Annotated in this window: 10 protein-coding genes; 7 read left to right on the forward strand and 3 right to left on the reverse strand. The window is 64.9% G+C overall.

Going from position 1 to position 13789, the window contains the following annotated elements; translation table 11 throughout:
* The first annotated feature begins 117 nt into the window (after positions 1–117).
* A complete protein-coding gene (locus tag ACVMB0_RS20635; protein ID WP_461347478.1) occupies positions 118–1026 on the forward strand; it encodes a LysR family transcriptional regulator in 909 nt (302 codons plus the stop codon).
* Between the two features lie 85 nt (positions 1027–1111).
* Here the strand turns inward: ACVMB0_RS20635 and ACVMB0_RS20640 are convergent, their stop codons facing one another.
* On the reverse strand, positions 1112–2734 hold the full coding sequence (locus ACVMB0_RS20640; protein WP_461347479.1) for an inorganic phosphate transporter: 1623 nt from the start codon (positions 2732–2734) through the stop codon (positions 1112–1114).
* Between the two features lie 586 nt (positions 2735–3320).
* Positions 3321–4754, reverse strand: a complete 1434-nt coding sequence (locus tag ACVMB0_RS20645) for a UdgX family uracil-DNA binding protein (protein ID WP_461347480.1) — start codon at positions 4752–4754, stop codon at positions 3321–3323.
* A gap of 258 nt (positions 4755–5012) precedes the next feature.
* Here ACVMB0_RS20645 and ACVMB0_RS20650 point away from each other — a divergent pair, with 258 nt between their 5' ends.
* The 6 genes from ACVMB0_RS20650 to ACVMB0_RS20675 all read left to right on the forward strand — a co-directional run bounded on the left by ACVMB0_RS20650 (position 5013) and on the right by ACVMB0_RS20675 (position 12937).
* The gene (locus tag ACVMB0_RS20650; protein WP_461347481.1) at positions 5013–5807 is read left to right on the forward strand and encodes an ImuA family protein; all 795 of its coding nucleotides are present in this window, start codon (positions 5013–5015) and stop codon (positions 5805–5807) included.
* 85 nt (positions 5808–5892) lie between these two features.
* Entirely contained in the window at positions 5893–7503 is a 1611-nt protein-coding gene (locus ACVMB0_RS20655) for a Y-family DNA polymerase (RefSeq protein ID WP_461349690.1), read from the forward strand.
* Between the two features lie 67 nt (positions 7504–7570).
* Positions 7571–11032, forward strand: a complete 3462-nt coding sequence (locus ACVMB0_RS20660; RefSeq protein ID WP_461347482.1) for an error-prone DNA polymerase — start codon at positions 7571–7573, stop codon at positions 11030–11032.
* 472 nt (positions 11033–11504) lie between these two features.
* Positions 11505–12041, forward strand: coding sequence for a GlcG/HbpS family heme-binding protein (locus ACVMB0_RS20665; RefSeq protein WP_456755839.1), 537 nt, complete (start codon positions 11505–11507; stop codon positions 12039–12041).
* Positions 12042–12277: 236 nt separating this feature from the next.
* Positions 12278–12511 carry a hypothetical protein gene (locus ACVMB0_RS20670; RefSeq protein ID WP_461347483.1) on the forward strand — a complete coding sequence of 78 codons (234 nt, stop codon included), beginning with the start codon at positions 12278–12280 and terminating at the stop codon, positions 12509–12511.
* A gap of 15 nt (positions 12512–12526) precedes the next feature.
* Positions 12527–12937, forward strand: a complete 411-nt coding sequence (locus ACVMB0_RS20675) for a hypothetical protein (RefSeq protein ID WP_461347484.1) — start codon at positions 12527–12529, stop codon at positions 12935–12937.
* 548 nt (positions 12938–13485) lie between these two features.
* Here ACVMB0_RS20675 and ACVMB0_RS20680 read toward each other — a convergent pair.
* Positions 13486–13773, reverse strand: a complete 288-nt coding sequence (locus ACVMB0_RS20680; RefSeq protein WP_461347485.1) for a hypothetical protein — start codon at positions 13771–13773, stop codon at positions 13486–13488.
* Between the last annotated feature and the right edge of the window lie 16 nt (positions 13774–13789).

Genomic DNA, 13789 nt, shown 5'->3' on the forward strand with positions numbered 1-13789 from the left:
TTTTGCGAAGGCTAGCGCCGGGCGGGTAATCGCTCAATTCGATGGGATTGATATCATCCATCGAATTATTCCATGACCTTGTGCTAGGCTGGACCGCAGCAATGCGGGAGGTGCAGCGTGGCGGTGAATTCCTCGATCGATCCGATCGACATCGGGACCTTGCGGACGCTGGTGCTGGTCTACGATCTGCAATCGTTCTCGGCGGCGGCCAAGCGGCTCGACGTCAACCAGTCCACCATCAGCTATGCGGTCGAACGGCTGCGCGGCGCGCTGCACGATCCGCTGTTCGTCCGCAACGGCAATGGCGTGACCGCGACCGAGCGCTGTGCGGTGCTGGTCGGCTGGGCGCGGGACATGATCGGCGAGATCGACGGGCTGGCCTCACCGGTCGAATTCGACCCGGCGATCGCGCAGGGCAGCGTGACCATCTCCTGCAACTATCACGAACGCCAGACCCTGATCCCGCAGTTCAGCGCGCGGCTGCGTGCCGGCGCGCCGCAGGTTCGTCTCGTCCTGCTCGATGCCGGAGGCCATGGCGACGTCCATCTCAAGCAGAACCAGTGCGACATCGTGCTCGGTCCGGTCGGGATCGTCGGCGAGAGCTTCTTCCGCCGCCACATCCTCACCGATCACTATGTCTGCGTGATGGATCCGGCCAATCCGCTGGCGCGGGGCCGGATCGCGCTGTCGGCCTATGCGAAGGCGGCGCATGTCTTCATCACCCATAGCGGCGAGTGGCAGCCGCTTTATCTCGCGGCGCTGAAGGCGAGGAAGATCGAGATCGCGCCGATCGTCAGCCTGCCGAACCACGACAGTCTGGAGCGGATCATCACCGGCACACGGCTGGTCGCGACCATCCCGCATCATCTGGCGCGGGCGATGCGCGGCGGCCTGCACGTCGCTGCGCTGCCGTTCCGGGTGCCGATCTCGATCGACATGTACTGGAGCGCCAGGACGGCCAAGTCAGGCCTGCACAAATGGGCGCGCGGCCTGCTGGCCGAAGTCGCCAAGGCCTACGCCGGCTGAGCGTGGAGCACGTCTTGCGTTCCAAATGCAAAAGGCCCGCACCTGAGGTGCGGGCCTTTCGTCTGTCGCGGCGAAAGCGGGGCCATCAGAACACGTGGTAGAACACGTAGTACAGAACGCCCGAGAGGATCATCGCGGCGGGCAGGGTCAGCACCCAGGCCATTGCGATGTTGCGGATCGTCGACCATTGCAGGCCGGAGCCGTTGGCGGCCATGGTGCCCGCGATGCCTGACGACAGCACGTGCGTGGTCGAGACCGGCAGGCCGTAGCCGTCGGCCGCGGCGATCGTCGCAGCCGCGGTGATCTCGGCGCAGGCGCCCTGCGCGTAGGTCAGGTGGGTCTTGCCGATCTTCTCGCCGACGGTGACGACGATGCGCTTCCAGCCGACCATGGTGCCGAGGCCGAGCGCGATGGCGACGGCGAACTTCACCCAGCTCGGGATGAACTTCGTCGCGGCGTCGAGCGAGCCCTTGTACTCGTTCAGCGTGGCGACGTCGGCGGCGGAGAGCTCGGCTTCCTTGTCCTTCATCAGGAAGCGGATCGCCTCGGACGCCAGGTACATGTCGTTGCGGGTGTTGCCGACCGCTTCGGCCGGGAACTTGGCCAGCGATCCGTACTCGGCGACCTGCTTGCCGATGTCGCGCACCAGCACCGCCAGCGACGGATAGGTGCCTTCGTTGATCTGGTGCTGCGCGACATAGTTGGTCACGGCCGGGCGCGGATTGCCGATCACGTTGTAGCCGGCGGCCTTGCCTTCGATGACCTTGCTGGCCGCGCTCGAGTGCGCGGCGAAGTACTCGATCTGGGCCGCCGGCAGCGCGCGGTTCAACGCGTAGGCGGTCGGCACGGTGCCGATCAGGATCAGCATGATCAGGCCCATGCCCTTCTGACCGTCGTTGGAGCCGTGGAAGAAGCTCACCAGCGTGCAGGTCAGGATCAGGATGCCCCGGATCCACCACGGCGGCGGCTGGTTGCCAACCGGCTCGCCGAACAGTGCCGGCGTTGCGCGCGCCAGCACGACCTTGAGGATGTAGAGCAGGCCGGCCGCGAGCACGAAGCCGAACAGCGGCGACAGCAGCAGCGCCTTGGCGATGCCGGCGGCCTGCGTCCAGTCCACGCCCGAGGTGCCGTCACGGCCGCGCAGCAGCGCATTGGTGATGCCGACGCCCATGATCGATCCGATCAGAGTGTGCGAGCTCGACGCCGGCAGGCCGAGCCACCAAGTGCCGAGATTCCAGAGGATGGCGGCGATCAACAGCGCGAACACCATCGCAAAGCCGGCGCTCGAGCCGACTTGCAGGATGAGTTCGACCGGCAGCAGCGAGACGATGCCGAACGCGACGGCGCCGCTCGAGAGCAGCACGCCGAACAGGTTGAACATGCCCGACCACACCACGGCGACATGCGCCGGCAGCGAGCGGGTGTAGATCACGGTGGCGACCGCGTTGGCGGTGTCGTGAAAGCCGTTGACGAATTCGAAGCCGAGCGCGATCAAGAGCGCGACGAACAGCATGATGTAGGGCAGGAACGACGTGACGCGCGTGCCGGTGGCGTCGACGTCGGCATAGATGCTGTAGGCAACGAACAGCAGCGCGGCCGCAACCACGCCCAAATAAATAACCCCGGTCATGGGGTGGAAGCCTTTGTCGAGGTCCGGGCCCTTTTTCAAGGCGGGCTCGATCGAGCCGGGTAACGCCATATCGCTCATGGTAAACTCCTGTCCCAATGCCTCCGATTTTGATCGATGCATATGACAGGCAATTGAAATCGGGCCGTGAAATGAGGCGTTCGTCTGCGGCCGTGGATATCGAGCGGAATTTATGTGCAACGCATTGATGGCTCACGCGCCTTGGCGGCCTCGTGGCAATCTTCAGCAATAGACGACCACCGATCACGACGGAGTTCACCGTCCGGTTTCGCGAGGTGAGGCAATTGAGGGAGGCGAGGACGTCGCCGGAGAGACGTGGGGCCACGTGGCCAGCACATCTGGATTTCAGCACGCCTGTATTTCAAGTCGCCTGGAATCTAAGTCGTCAAGACTCCGCGTCACCAGGAAGCCGGTGCGGACTGGAAGCGAGCGAGAAGGAAGGATTGCGAGATGAGGTGGCGCGCCGCACGATCGGGGCTAGCAAACCGCGCGGCGCGCCCGCCTCGGGGTACGCCATGGCGTGAACATGACGCCCGATTACCTGCGGAACATGTCACAGTACCACGGATCAATTAAAGGTTGTAGGTATTTGTTTGCAGCTTAGAACAATTTCACGTTGAAGTGTGGTTCCACAAACCGGTGGAACTCAGGCCGCGCGGGCCGAATTGCGCAACCGTTCCGCGGCGATTTTCAGGTCGCCGATAAAGCGCTGATATTCCAGCGCCTTGGCTTTCTCGTCGGGCAATCGCAACAGATAGGACGGGTGCACGGTGACGAGCACCTTGGTGGCGTCGTGGTTAATCAGATGGCCGCGGTTCTTGTTGATCGGCGTGATCTTGCCGAGCACGCTTTGCGCTGCGGTGGCGCCGAGCGCAACCACGAGTTCCGGCTTGATGGCGGCGAGCTCGCGCTCATACCACTGACGACAAGCGCGGATCTCCGGCGTGTTCGGCTTCTGGTGCAGCCGGATCTTGCCGCGCGGCACGAATTTGAAGTGCTTCACCGCATTGGTGATGTAGACCTTGCGGCGATCGATGCCGGCTTCCCCGAGCGCGCGATCGAGCAGCTGCCCGGCCGGTCCGACGAAGGGGTGGCCGACGAGATCCTCCTTGTCGCCGGGCTGCTCGCCGACCAGCATCAGCGTTGCGCTTTGCGGTCCTTCGCCGAACACGGTTTGCGTCGCGTCCTTCCACAGCGGGCAGGCGCGGCAAGCGGCGGCCTCGTCGCGCAAGGCGGCGATCGTGTCGTGGGCCTGTTTGTTTGCAGTCGGCTTGCGGGGCATCGGCTGATCCTGAGGCTGCTGCGGCTCGGCCGCCCTGCGTGCGACGAAGGGGCCGCTGGTCATGCGCATGGCGTCTTCGATCAGCGGCTTAATGATCGAATCCTCCGGCAGGTTCCTCCAATAGGCCTGCGGCATCTCCATCACTTTCAGCCGCGCCGGATTGGAGAAGCTGTTGTCATGACGCCGCCAGGCCTCTTCGAGCCGGTCCTCGCTCGGCACTTCGGATTTGGCGACGCCGGGCGTGATCGAGATCGCGTGCCCGTCCCAATGGGCGCAGACGTCGGGCGTGAGGATCGACCACGGCATGTCGGCGAAACGGCCGGCGAAGAAAGGCGCGGCGAGCTCGACGATGTGATGCTCCGGCTCGAACCAGGCGACGTAATGCGCCGTCCGCTCGCGGCCGATCTCGCGAAAGCGAAGCTGCGCGTGCATCCGGTCGATGTCGCGATAGACCGCGCGCGCCATCGCGTGGACCTCGGCGACGTCGGGATCGGCGGTCGCGCCGAGCAGATCGTGGTGGCTGCGCAGCCGCCACAGCAGGCGATAGAGCAGGGCGAAGCGCCGATCGTCGCGATGCAGGATCGCGGCCTTTGCCAGCTCGATGAATTTGGCCGACACGCTGAACTGCGCCTGCGGCGTGTCAGGCCATTCATTCGCGCAGGCGGCCGACGACAATTCGTCGTTGCGGCGTATGGTCCAGGTGACCTCAGCGGGCTCCACGTCATGTGTCGCCAGGCGCCGCGCGGCCTTGCGCCAGCCCTCGAAATCGGTGTCGTTATCGAGCACGATGATACGCATGCGATTGCTCCATTTCCGTCACGCCCGCCATTTTCGGGGCCTTCCGCGCCCGACGCTGCGGGCGATCCGGCTGCGGCCGCTGTTCGGCTGCTGAATCCCATTGATTCCACTGATGAATCGATGGGCTCACCAATCCGATTGACTCCGCGGGCCCTGTTAGCTTTATATTAGAACATATCATGAACAAATGAGCCAGTCCCTGGTTCTCTGTTCAGATCAGTGACGGCCTCAAATTTTGGTTGGGAAGGAGCAGCGCATATGAATGGCGCACGCATGGGTACGCTTGCGTCTCTGCGCGGCAGCATCGCGCGCATCGAGGCGCCATCGGAGGCGGCGATGCCGAACCGCGTCGCGCTCGGCCACGCGAGCGCGGACGCGATGTTGCGCGGCGGGCTTGCGCCGGCCGCGCTGCACGAGGTGTTCGCCGCCGGCCATCAAAGCGGTGCTGCGACCGGCTTCATCGCGGGGCTCGCCGGACGCGTGTCGACGCGCAAGCCCCTGGTCTGGGTGCGGCAGGATTTTTCCGATCGCGAGAACGGCGCGCTGTCGATGCGCGGCATCGCCGAACTCGGCCTCGATCCGCGCCTTTTGGTCACGGTGCGCGCCGCCGATGTCGACGGCGCCCTGCGCACCGCGGCCGATGCGCTGGCCTGCGATGCGCTCGGCGCGGTCGTGCTCGAAATCTGGGGCCAGGCGCGCCAGCTCGATCTCGTCGCCAGCCGCAAGCTGACTTTGGCCGCGCAAGCCTCCGGTGTCACCGCGCTGGTGCTGCGGATCGCGGCCACGCCAATCCCCTCGACCGCGGAGACGCGCTGGATCGTGCGCGCGGCGCATTCGCCGCCCGGCCACGCCGCAAGCGCCTGGGGCGCGCCGCGCGTCGAGGCCGAACTGGTGCGCAACCGTCATGGCCCGGTCGGGCGATGGATCATGGAATGGAAATGTGATGAGTGCCAATTCAGCGAACCGTCGGCGTATCCTCAGCCTGTGGCTGCCACGCCTGCCCATCGACCGCATCAAGCGCAAGCTCGCGCAGGACATCGCCTCGCAAGCTGATGGCCGCAACGTCGTGCCGACCGACACACGGGAGGTGACAGAACCTTCAAGTGAGGTGAGCACATCGGCAGGGCTCTCTCCCCCCGTGCGGGGGAGAGTTGGAGAGAGGGGTACCACGGACGCCGGCGTATGCGGCTTACCCCTCTCCCTCACCCTCCCCCGCAAGGGGGGAGGGAACCCGTCTGCCGATGCGTCCCTTACGAAAAGCAACGTTCTCCCCAGCGTCGTCGTCGCAAAGGACCACAACGCGATCCTGCTGCATGCCATCGACGAGGCCGCGGTGCGCGCCGGGCTGGCGATCGGGCTGCCGCTCGCCAATGCGCGGGCGATCTGCCCGGAGCTCACGGTCTATGACGTCGATCCGGCCGCCGACCTGAAGACGCTGAACGACATCGCCGACTGGTGCGACCGCTTCACGCCGCTGGTCGCGCTCGACGCGCCATACGGCCTGTTCCTCGACATCACCGGCTGCGCGCATCTGTTCGGCGGCGAGCGGGCGCTGCTGCAGATCGTGACCCATGCGCTGAGCCGGCGCGGCTTTGCCGTCAGCGCCGCGATTGCCGGCACCTCGATCGCGGCGCGCACGCTGACGCGTCATGTCTCGGGCAAGATCGTCGCCGATGGCGAGGAGGCGCAAGCGGTCAATCCGCTGCCGGTGTCGGCGCTCGGTGCCGATGCCGCTGTGACCACCGGTCTGCGCCGCGCCGGGTTGAAGACCATCGGCGATGTCGCCGCGCGCGCGCCGCATGAGATCTCGGCACGGTTCGGCGCCGCCTTCACCACCTTGCTCGGCCACGCGCTCGGGCGGGGCGATGCCCCGATCAGCCCGCGCAAGCCGCCGCCCGATTACATCGTCGAGAAGCGTTTCCCGGAACCGATCGCGACCGACACCGTGATCGCGCTGACGCTGCAAAACCTCGCCAAGATGCTGGTTGCGGCGATGGACAGGCAGGGCAAGGGCGCGCGGCAGCTGGAGGCGAGCTTCTTCCGCACCGACGGTGCGGTGCGCACGATCATGGTCGAGACCGGGCGGCCGGTGACGCGGCCGGAGATGATCGACCGCCTGTTCCGCGAGCGGCTCGATGCGCTCAACGATCCGCTCGATCCCGGCTTCGGCTTCGACCTCATTCGTCTTGCCGCCGGGCGTACCGAGATCGTGGTGCAGCAGCAGCGCGATCTCGACGCGACCGTGCACGACAATGACGAGCTCTCGGCGCTGATCGACCGCATCGCCGCCCGCATCGGGGGGAAACGCGTCGTCGTGCATCTGCCGCTCGAGAGCCACATCCCCGAACGATCTGCGCTCGCATTGCCGGCGCAGCATCATCTGGCCGCCGCCGGCGCCGCCGCCTGGCCGGAGCGCGTCATCGGCGAGCCGCCGCTGCGGCCGCTCAGGCTGTTCGAGCCGCCCGAGCCGATCAAGGTGCCGTTCGCGAGCGTGCCCGACGGCCCGCCGCATCAATTCACCTGGCGGCGCGCCCTGCACGCGGTGGTGCGGGTCGAGGGCCCCGAGCGCATCGCGATGGAATGGTGGAAGCAGGACGGCGCGGCACTGACGCGCGACTACTTCCGCGTCGAGGACGCCGAGGGCCAGCGCTTCTGGATCTTTCGCGACGGCCTCTACGAGAGCGAGCTGCGCGACGAACGAGGCAAGCCGGTTCCGGCCAACTGGTATGTGCACGGGTTGTTCGCATGAAGCAAAGCGTTTTCAAGCGAAGTGGAGGCCGGTTCGCGTGAAGAAAACGCGTCAAAACGAGAATCCCATGCCCGACTATGCCGAGATCGGTATCACCAGCAATTTCTCCTTCCTGCGCGGCGGCTCCGATCCGCGCGCCTATGTGCATCAGGCGAGCGAACTGAAGATTCCCGTGATCGGGCTCGCCGATCACAACACGCTGGCCGGCGTGGTGCGGGCCTGGAAGGAGCTCGACAGCGAGAAGGTCGCCCATCCACCAAAGTTTTTAGTAGGCGCCCGCATCGTCTTCATCGACGGCACGCCCGACATCCTGGTCTATCCGCGCGATCGCGCCGCCTACGGCCGGCTGTGTCAGCTCTTGACCCGCGGCAAGCGCGGCCGTGGCATCGAGCGGGTCGAGAAGGGCGACTGCCGGCTCACGCTGCCCGATCTGATCGATTTCGCCGAAGGCCAGCTTCTGGTGCTGGCACTGCCGCATCGGTTCGAGGCGTCGAAAGCGCTCGATCTGCTCGCGCAACTGAAGGCCAGCGCCGCCGACGGCGTCTGGCTGGCCGCAAGCCTGCTCTATTGTGGCGACGACCGGCGCCGCCTGGCGCGGCTGCATGGTCTCGCCACCGAGGCCGGTGTGCCGCTGCTCGCCACCAACGAGGTGCTCTATCACCATCCCGCGCGCCGCCCGTTGCAGGACGTGCTGACCTGCATCCGCGAAAAGACCACGATCGAGGCGGTGGGCCGCAAGCTCGAGGCCAATGCCGAACGGCATCTCAAGCCGGCGCATGAAATGATCAGGCTGTTTCGCGACTGGCCTGCCGCGATCGCGGAGACCATGCGCTTTGCCGCGCGCATCTCGTTCTCGCTCGACCAGCTCAAATATCAGTATCCCGACGAACCGGTGCCGCCGGGCAAGACCGCGCAGCAGCATCTGGAAGATCTGACCTGGGCCGGCGTCGACAAATATTTCGGCGGCGTAGACAACATCGACACCAAGCTCCGCGCCACTTTGAACAAGGAGCTGGCGCTGATCGCCGAGCTGAAATACGCGCATTACTTCCTCACCGTGCACGACATCGTGCACTATGCGAGGAGCCAGAACATCCTGTGCCAGGGGCGGGGCTCGGCGGCGAATTCCGCGGTCTGCTACGTGCTCGGCGTCACCTCGGTCGATCCGACCAAGGTCGATCTGTTGTTCGAGCGCTTCATCTCCAAGGAGCGGCTGGAGCCGCCCGACATCGACGTCGATTTCGAGCATTCGCGGCGCGAGGAGGTGATGCAATATGTCTATCGCCGCTACGGCCGCCACCGCGCCGCGATCATCGCCACCGTCATTCATTATCGTCCGCGCAGCGCGATCCGCGATGTCGGCAAGGCGCTCGGGCTGACCGAGGACGTCACCGCGGCGCTCGCCGACACCGTGTGGGGCAGCTGGGGCAAGGGCCTCAACGACATGCAGGTGCGGCAGGCCGGGCTCGATCCGAAAAATGCGATGATCAATCTCGCGGTCGAACTGGCCACCGAGCTGATCGAGTTTCCGCGCCATCTCTCGCAGCATGTCGGCGGCTATGTGCTGACCCAGGACCGGCTCGACACCTATGTGCCGATCGGCAATGCCGCGATGGAGGACCGCACCTTCATCGAATGGGACAAGGACGACGTCGACGCGCTGCATATGATGAAGGTCGACGTGCTGGCGCTGGGCATGCTGACCTGCATCCGCAAATGCTTCGACCTGATCGCCGACCACAAGGGCAAGCGCTGGGAGCTCGCCTCGGTCCCGCAGGATGAAAAGCCGGTCTACGACATGCTGTGCCGCGGCGAGTCGCTCGGCGTGTTCCAGGTCGAGAGCCGGGCGCAGATGAACATGCTGCCGCGCTTGAAACCGCGCACCTTCTACGATCTCGTCATCGAGGTCGCGATCGTACGCCCCGGCCCGATCCAGGGCGACATGGTGCATCCCTATCTGCGCCGCCGGAATGGCCAGGAAAAGGTGAGCTATCCGGCGCCGGCGCCTGATAAAGGCGACAAGGACGAACTCTACAAGGTGCTGCACAAGACGCTCGGCGTGCCGCTGTTCCAGGAGCAGGCGATGCGGATCGCGATCGAGGCGGCGCATTTCACCTCGGAGGAGGCCAACGGCCTGCGCCGCTCGATGGCGACCTTCCGCAACCTCGGCACCATCGGCAGCTATGAGGAGAAGCTGGTCGGCAACATGGTGGCGCGCGGCTACGATCCGGAGTTCGCGCGCAGCTGCTTCGACCAGATCAAGGGCTTTGGCTCCTACGGCTTCCCGGAAAGCCACGCCGCAAGTTTCGCGCAGCTCGTCTACATCTCCTCATGGCTGAAGCACCATCATCCCGACGCGTTCTGCTGCGGGTTGTTGAACTCGCAGCCGATGGGCTTCTATGCCCCGGCGCAGATCGTCGGCGACGCCCGTAAGAACGGCGTCACCGTGCGCGAGGTCGATGTCTCCTTCAGCTTCGCGCAGAACACGCTGGAGGAAAAGGTCGGCGAGCACTGCGCAGTGCGCCTCGGCTTTCGCCAGATCGACGGGTTTCACTGGCTGGATGAGGACGAGGAGCGGCTGAAATCCCTCCAATTGTCATTCCGGGATGCGCCGTTAGGCGCAGGCCCGGAATCCATTTTTCAGCATAGACGCGGCCCGATGGATTCCGGGCTCTCGCTTCGCGAGCCCCGGAATGACGATGCGGAGAAAGCCGAGGACTGGGCCGACCGCATCGTCGCCGCGCGCAACCGAAAACCGTTCACCTCGCTGGAGGATTTCGCCCGCGACACCGCTCTGCCCAAGCGGGCGCTGATCCTGCTTGCCGATGCCGATGCGTTCCGCTCGCTCGGGCTCGACCGCCGCGAGGCGCTGTGGGCGGTGCGGCGGCTGCCCGACGACGTGCCGCTGCCGCTGTTTCAGGCCGCCACCGCGCGCGAGCAGCCGGACGAGGGCGCCAAGCCGCTGCCGGAGATGCCGCGTCCCGAGCAGGTGGTCGCCGACTATCAGACCATCCGCCTGTCGCTGAAGGGCCATCCGATGGAGTTTTTGCGCGAGATGTTCACCAGGGAGCGGGTCGTCGCCTGCCACACCATCAACCAAAGCAACGACCGCCGCCGCGTCCGTTGCGCCGGCGTGGTGCTGGTGCGGCAGCGGCCGGGCAGCGCCAAGGGCGTCGTGTTCATGACGCTGGAGGACGAGACCGGCATCGCCAACATCGTGGTGTGGCCGAAGGTGATGGAGCAGTACCGCAAGGAGGTGATGGGCGCGCGCCTGATCCTGGTCGAGGGCTATATCCAGAGCAGCCCCGAGGGCGTGACGCATCTGGTGGCGCAGCGCATGACCGACCGCTCCCACGATCTGATCGGCCTCGCCAACGACTCCCTCTCCCGCAAGCATCCAGTGCCGGCCGGCCCCGCGCTGATCGAGCCGCTGAACGACGACCGCCGCGATCACGGCGACAACTCGCCGCAAAAAATCCGCCACCCCCGCAACGTCCGCATCCTGCCGCCGTCGCGCGATTTTCATTGAAACGCGTGCGACGGCGCTGCTCTCTCACCGTCACCCTGAGAGGATGTGAAGCTTTCACCGCCGTCATTGCGAGGAGCGGTAGCGACGAAGCAATCCATGCTTCCGCGTGTGCCGCGCGATGGATTGCTTCGCGGAGCCTGTCATCCGGCGGCGCTTCGCGCCGACCGGTTGGCTCGCAATGACGAAGATAGACCCGTCACCCTGAGGAGGCCGCGAGGCGGCCGTCTCGAAGGGCGACGGCCCGTCTTACTTCGCGGGGCCGCCAGCGGGGCCGTGCATCCTTCGAGGCGCGCAACGGCGCGCACCTCGGGATGACGGTAGCCCCTATCCTCACACGGTTTTCATCGCAGCGGAATGCATACCGCGCTGCACACCGATCGCTGCCGACTTGTGCGCCGCGGATCAGTTGCTATCGTCCCGCCGCCCGGACGATCGATCCGGGGTTTGCAACGACAACATTCGGGAGCACTCCATGCGTTATCTCACGGCGCTCATCGGCGCGGCCTGCATCGCGTTCGTCACGGCCACCGGCGCGTTTGCCCAGGTGCCCTCCAATCCCGACAATCCCAACGACGTCGTCCCCGATGCGCTGACGCCGCCGCCCTATGGCGAGCCGATCAATCTCGAGACCGCCAAGAAGGTTGCCGCCGCCGCGGTCGCCGAGACCCAGAAGCGAAACTGGAATGCGTTCTGCATCGCGATCGTCAATCCGGCCGGCGAACTCGTCTATTTCGAGAAGCAGGACAATTGCCAATACGCCTCGATCGGCGTCTCGCAGCACAAGGCCCGCACCGCGACGCGCTATCGCCGGCCCACGCTGACCTTCGAGAACCTGATCGGCAAGGGTGCCTACTTCAACTATCTCACGACCCTCGACGACGTGATCGCCTCGCGCGGCGGCAATCTGCTGATCGTCGACGGCAAGATCGTCGGCGCCATCGGCGTCAGCGGCGGCACCGGCTCGCAGGACAATGTGATCTCGCTCGCCGGGCAAGCCGCGCTGAAGTAAAACGAACTACGTTCCATGCCATCTGCCGGAACACCGCTCCGGCAGATGGCAGCGAATTCCCTGGTATTTGAATCAACCTCCTAAAGCGATCGAAAGGAGTATCTGCTACAAGCGTTACGGAAAACCGACCACGACGAGGGCACTTGCCGCAGCACTTGGATAGGCGACGCGATCTGTGCGGACCGGCTGTTGCGAAGCCGTCGAGACCGAAACCGCCCTTCATTGATCGGCTGTTCATGCGCTTCTCGAAAAACCGGACCATTGATGGCCTCTGGGTCGGGACCTCCGAAAGCAAGCCGCATCCTGCCCTGCATCGCGTCGTCGAGGCGCTCACCCAGATCAAGCACTATCACGCGCTGCATTACTCCCGTGTCATCACCAGGCTCGACCGGATATGGGTGCATCTGATTCCGAGTGCTCAGGCGCATTACGAACGATCGCTGAATGGCTGCGTCCTCGATGAGCGCTAAGTGCTCCATGAGACGATGACGATCGAACGGATCGCGTCCACCATCGTTCATGAGGCGACCCATGCGCGGCTCGAGAGCTGCGGCATCGAATATTACGAGAAGGATCGACACCGCATCGAGGCGATTTGCCTGCGACGCGAACTGAGCTTTCTCGCCGGTCTGCCTGATGTGGAATTGATGCGAGAGGAGATCAGGCAGACGATCGCGTGGTGCGCCAGTGACCGGGAATACCTATCCGATCCTAGTTTTCAGCAACGACAGGAGCAGGGCCAGATCGAAACCCTCCGTCACCTGAATGTGCCGGAGTGGTTTATCAGACTGATACTGGGGGTGATCTGGCGACGGCGGTTGCGTCGTTTTGCAGTAGAAAATGCCGCGGATCCGGAGCCCGCTGCGACAAAACAACCCGACGGGCAACTCAGCTAAACCCTGTCAATCAACGCGCGTGAAAATATTTCGCTTTATCCGAAGCGTAATTTGGTGTATGAATTTCCTGTCTCACCCGATCGAGGGGCGCTTCGCGGTCGTCACGAACGTGGGTCGAGATGCGGTGGACGCCGATTGCGCGGTCGACGAATGCGCATGACGCGGACGGCGAAATCGTGCAGGCCTGACGCCCTAGCGGTAGGTGTCTTTTCCGATTGCGCAATGCGCGTTGCGAAGACGGTGACAACAAAGCCAAGTCTCGCCGGGGAGAGCACGTATAAGCCGTAACCCATCGCGCAGGGAAAGCCGGGTTGTTTCCGGTTACACCTGTGGTCCTACCCCCGTGCTTTCTACCTATTGCACGGGGCCCATGGGTGCGATCGGCACCCGGCTTTCCCTGCGCCCTCACCAACGGAGAGGGCGGAACGACAAGCAAAGCTCGGACAGTTCGTGTCGCGAGAATGCTGACACGTAGCTTACGCGAAACTGACGTGAAGCTTACAAGCGGTCTGCCTTCGCAGACGGATCAATCCTTGCGCAGCTGCACACTATTCCACCGCGGCGCCCACCGGCGGTCCGCCCGGCGGACGGTGCAGGAAGGTGATCGACGCATAGGCGCCGACCCAGGAGCCAGCTGCCGCGAAGGCGACATACATCCAGTTTTCGGTGTAGCTGATCACCGCATAGGAGGAGAGCAGATACCAGATGCTGCTCCAGGTCGCCGCCGGCACGCGCTTGCGCGCCACCACCGCCGACGTAAACATGACATAGACCGCGTCGGTGGCCGCGGTCGCGATGAAGACTGCGCCGGCAGTGATGGGATCGATGGCAGCCATTGCAACTCCTGTTGGG

The sequence above is a fragment of the Bradyrhizobium sp. USDA 4451 genome (assembly GCF_054822585.1).

Bases quoted from the DNA above. Each gene is read 5' to 3' on its own strand.
- ACVMB0_RS20650 (WP_461347481.1), top strand. From the start codon at position 5,013: ATGAATGGCGCACGCATGGGTACGCTTGCGTCTCTGCGCGGCAGCATC.
- ACVMB0_RS20665 (WP_456755839.1), top strand. From the start codon at position 11,505: ATGCGTTATCTCACGGCGCTCATCGGCGCGGCCTGCATCGCGTTCGTC.
- ACVMB0_RS20675 (WP_461347484.1), top strand. From the start codon at position 12,527: ATGACGATCGAACGGATCGCGTCCACCATCGTTCATGAGGCGACCCAT.
- ACVMB0_RS20640 (WP_461347479.1), bottom strand. From the start codon at position 2,734: ATGAGCGATATGGCGTTACCCGGCTCGATCGAGCCCGCCTTGAAAAAG.
- ACVMB0_RS20680 (WP_461347485.1), bottom strand. From the start codon at position 13,773: ATGGCTGCCATCGATCCCATCACTGCCGGCGCAGTCTTCATCGCGACC.
- ACVMB0_RS20660 (WP_461347482.1), top strand. From the start codon at position 7,571: ATGCCCGACTATGCCGAGATCGGTATCACCAGCAATTTCTCCTTCCTG.
- ACVMB0_RS20645 (WP_461347480.1), bottom strand. From the start codon at position 4,754: ATGCGTATCATCGTGCTCGATAACGACACCGATTTCGAGGGCTGGCGC.
- ACVMB0_RS20670 (WP_461347483.1), top strand. From the start codon at position 12,278: ATGCGCTTCTCGAAAAACCGGACCATTGATGGCCTCTGGGTCGGGACC.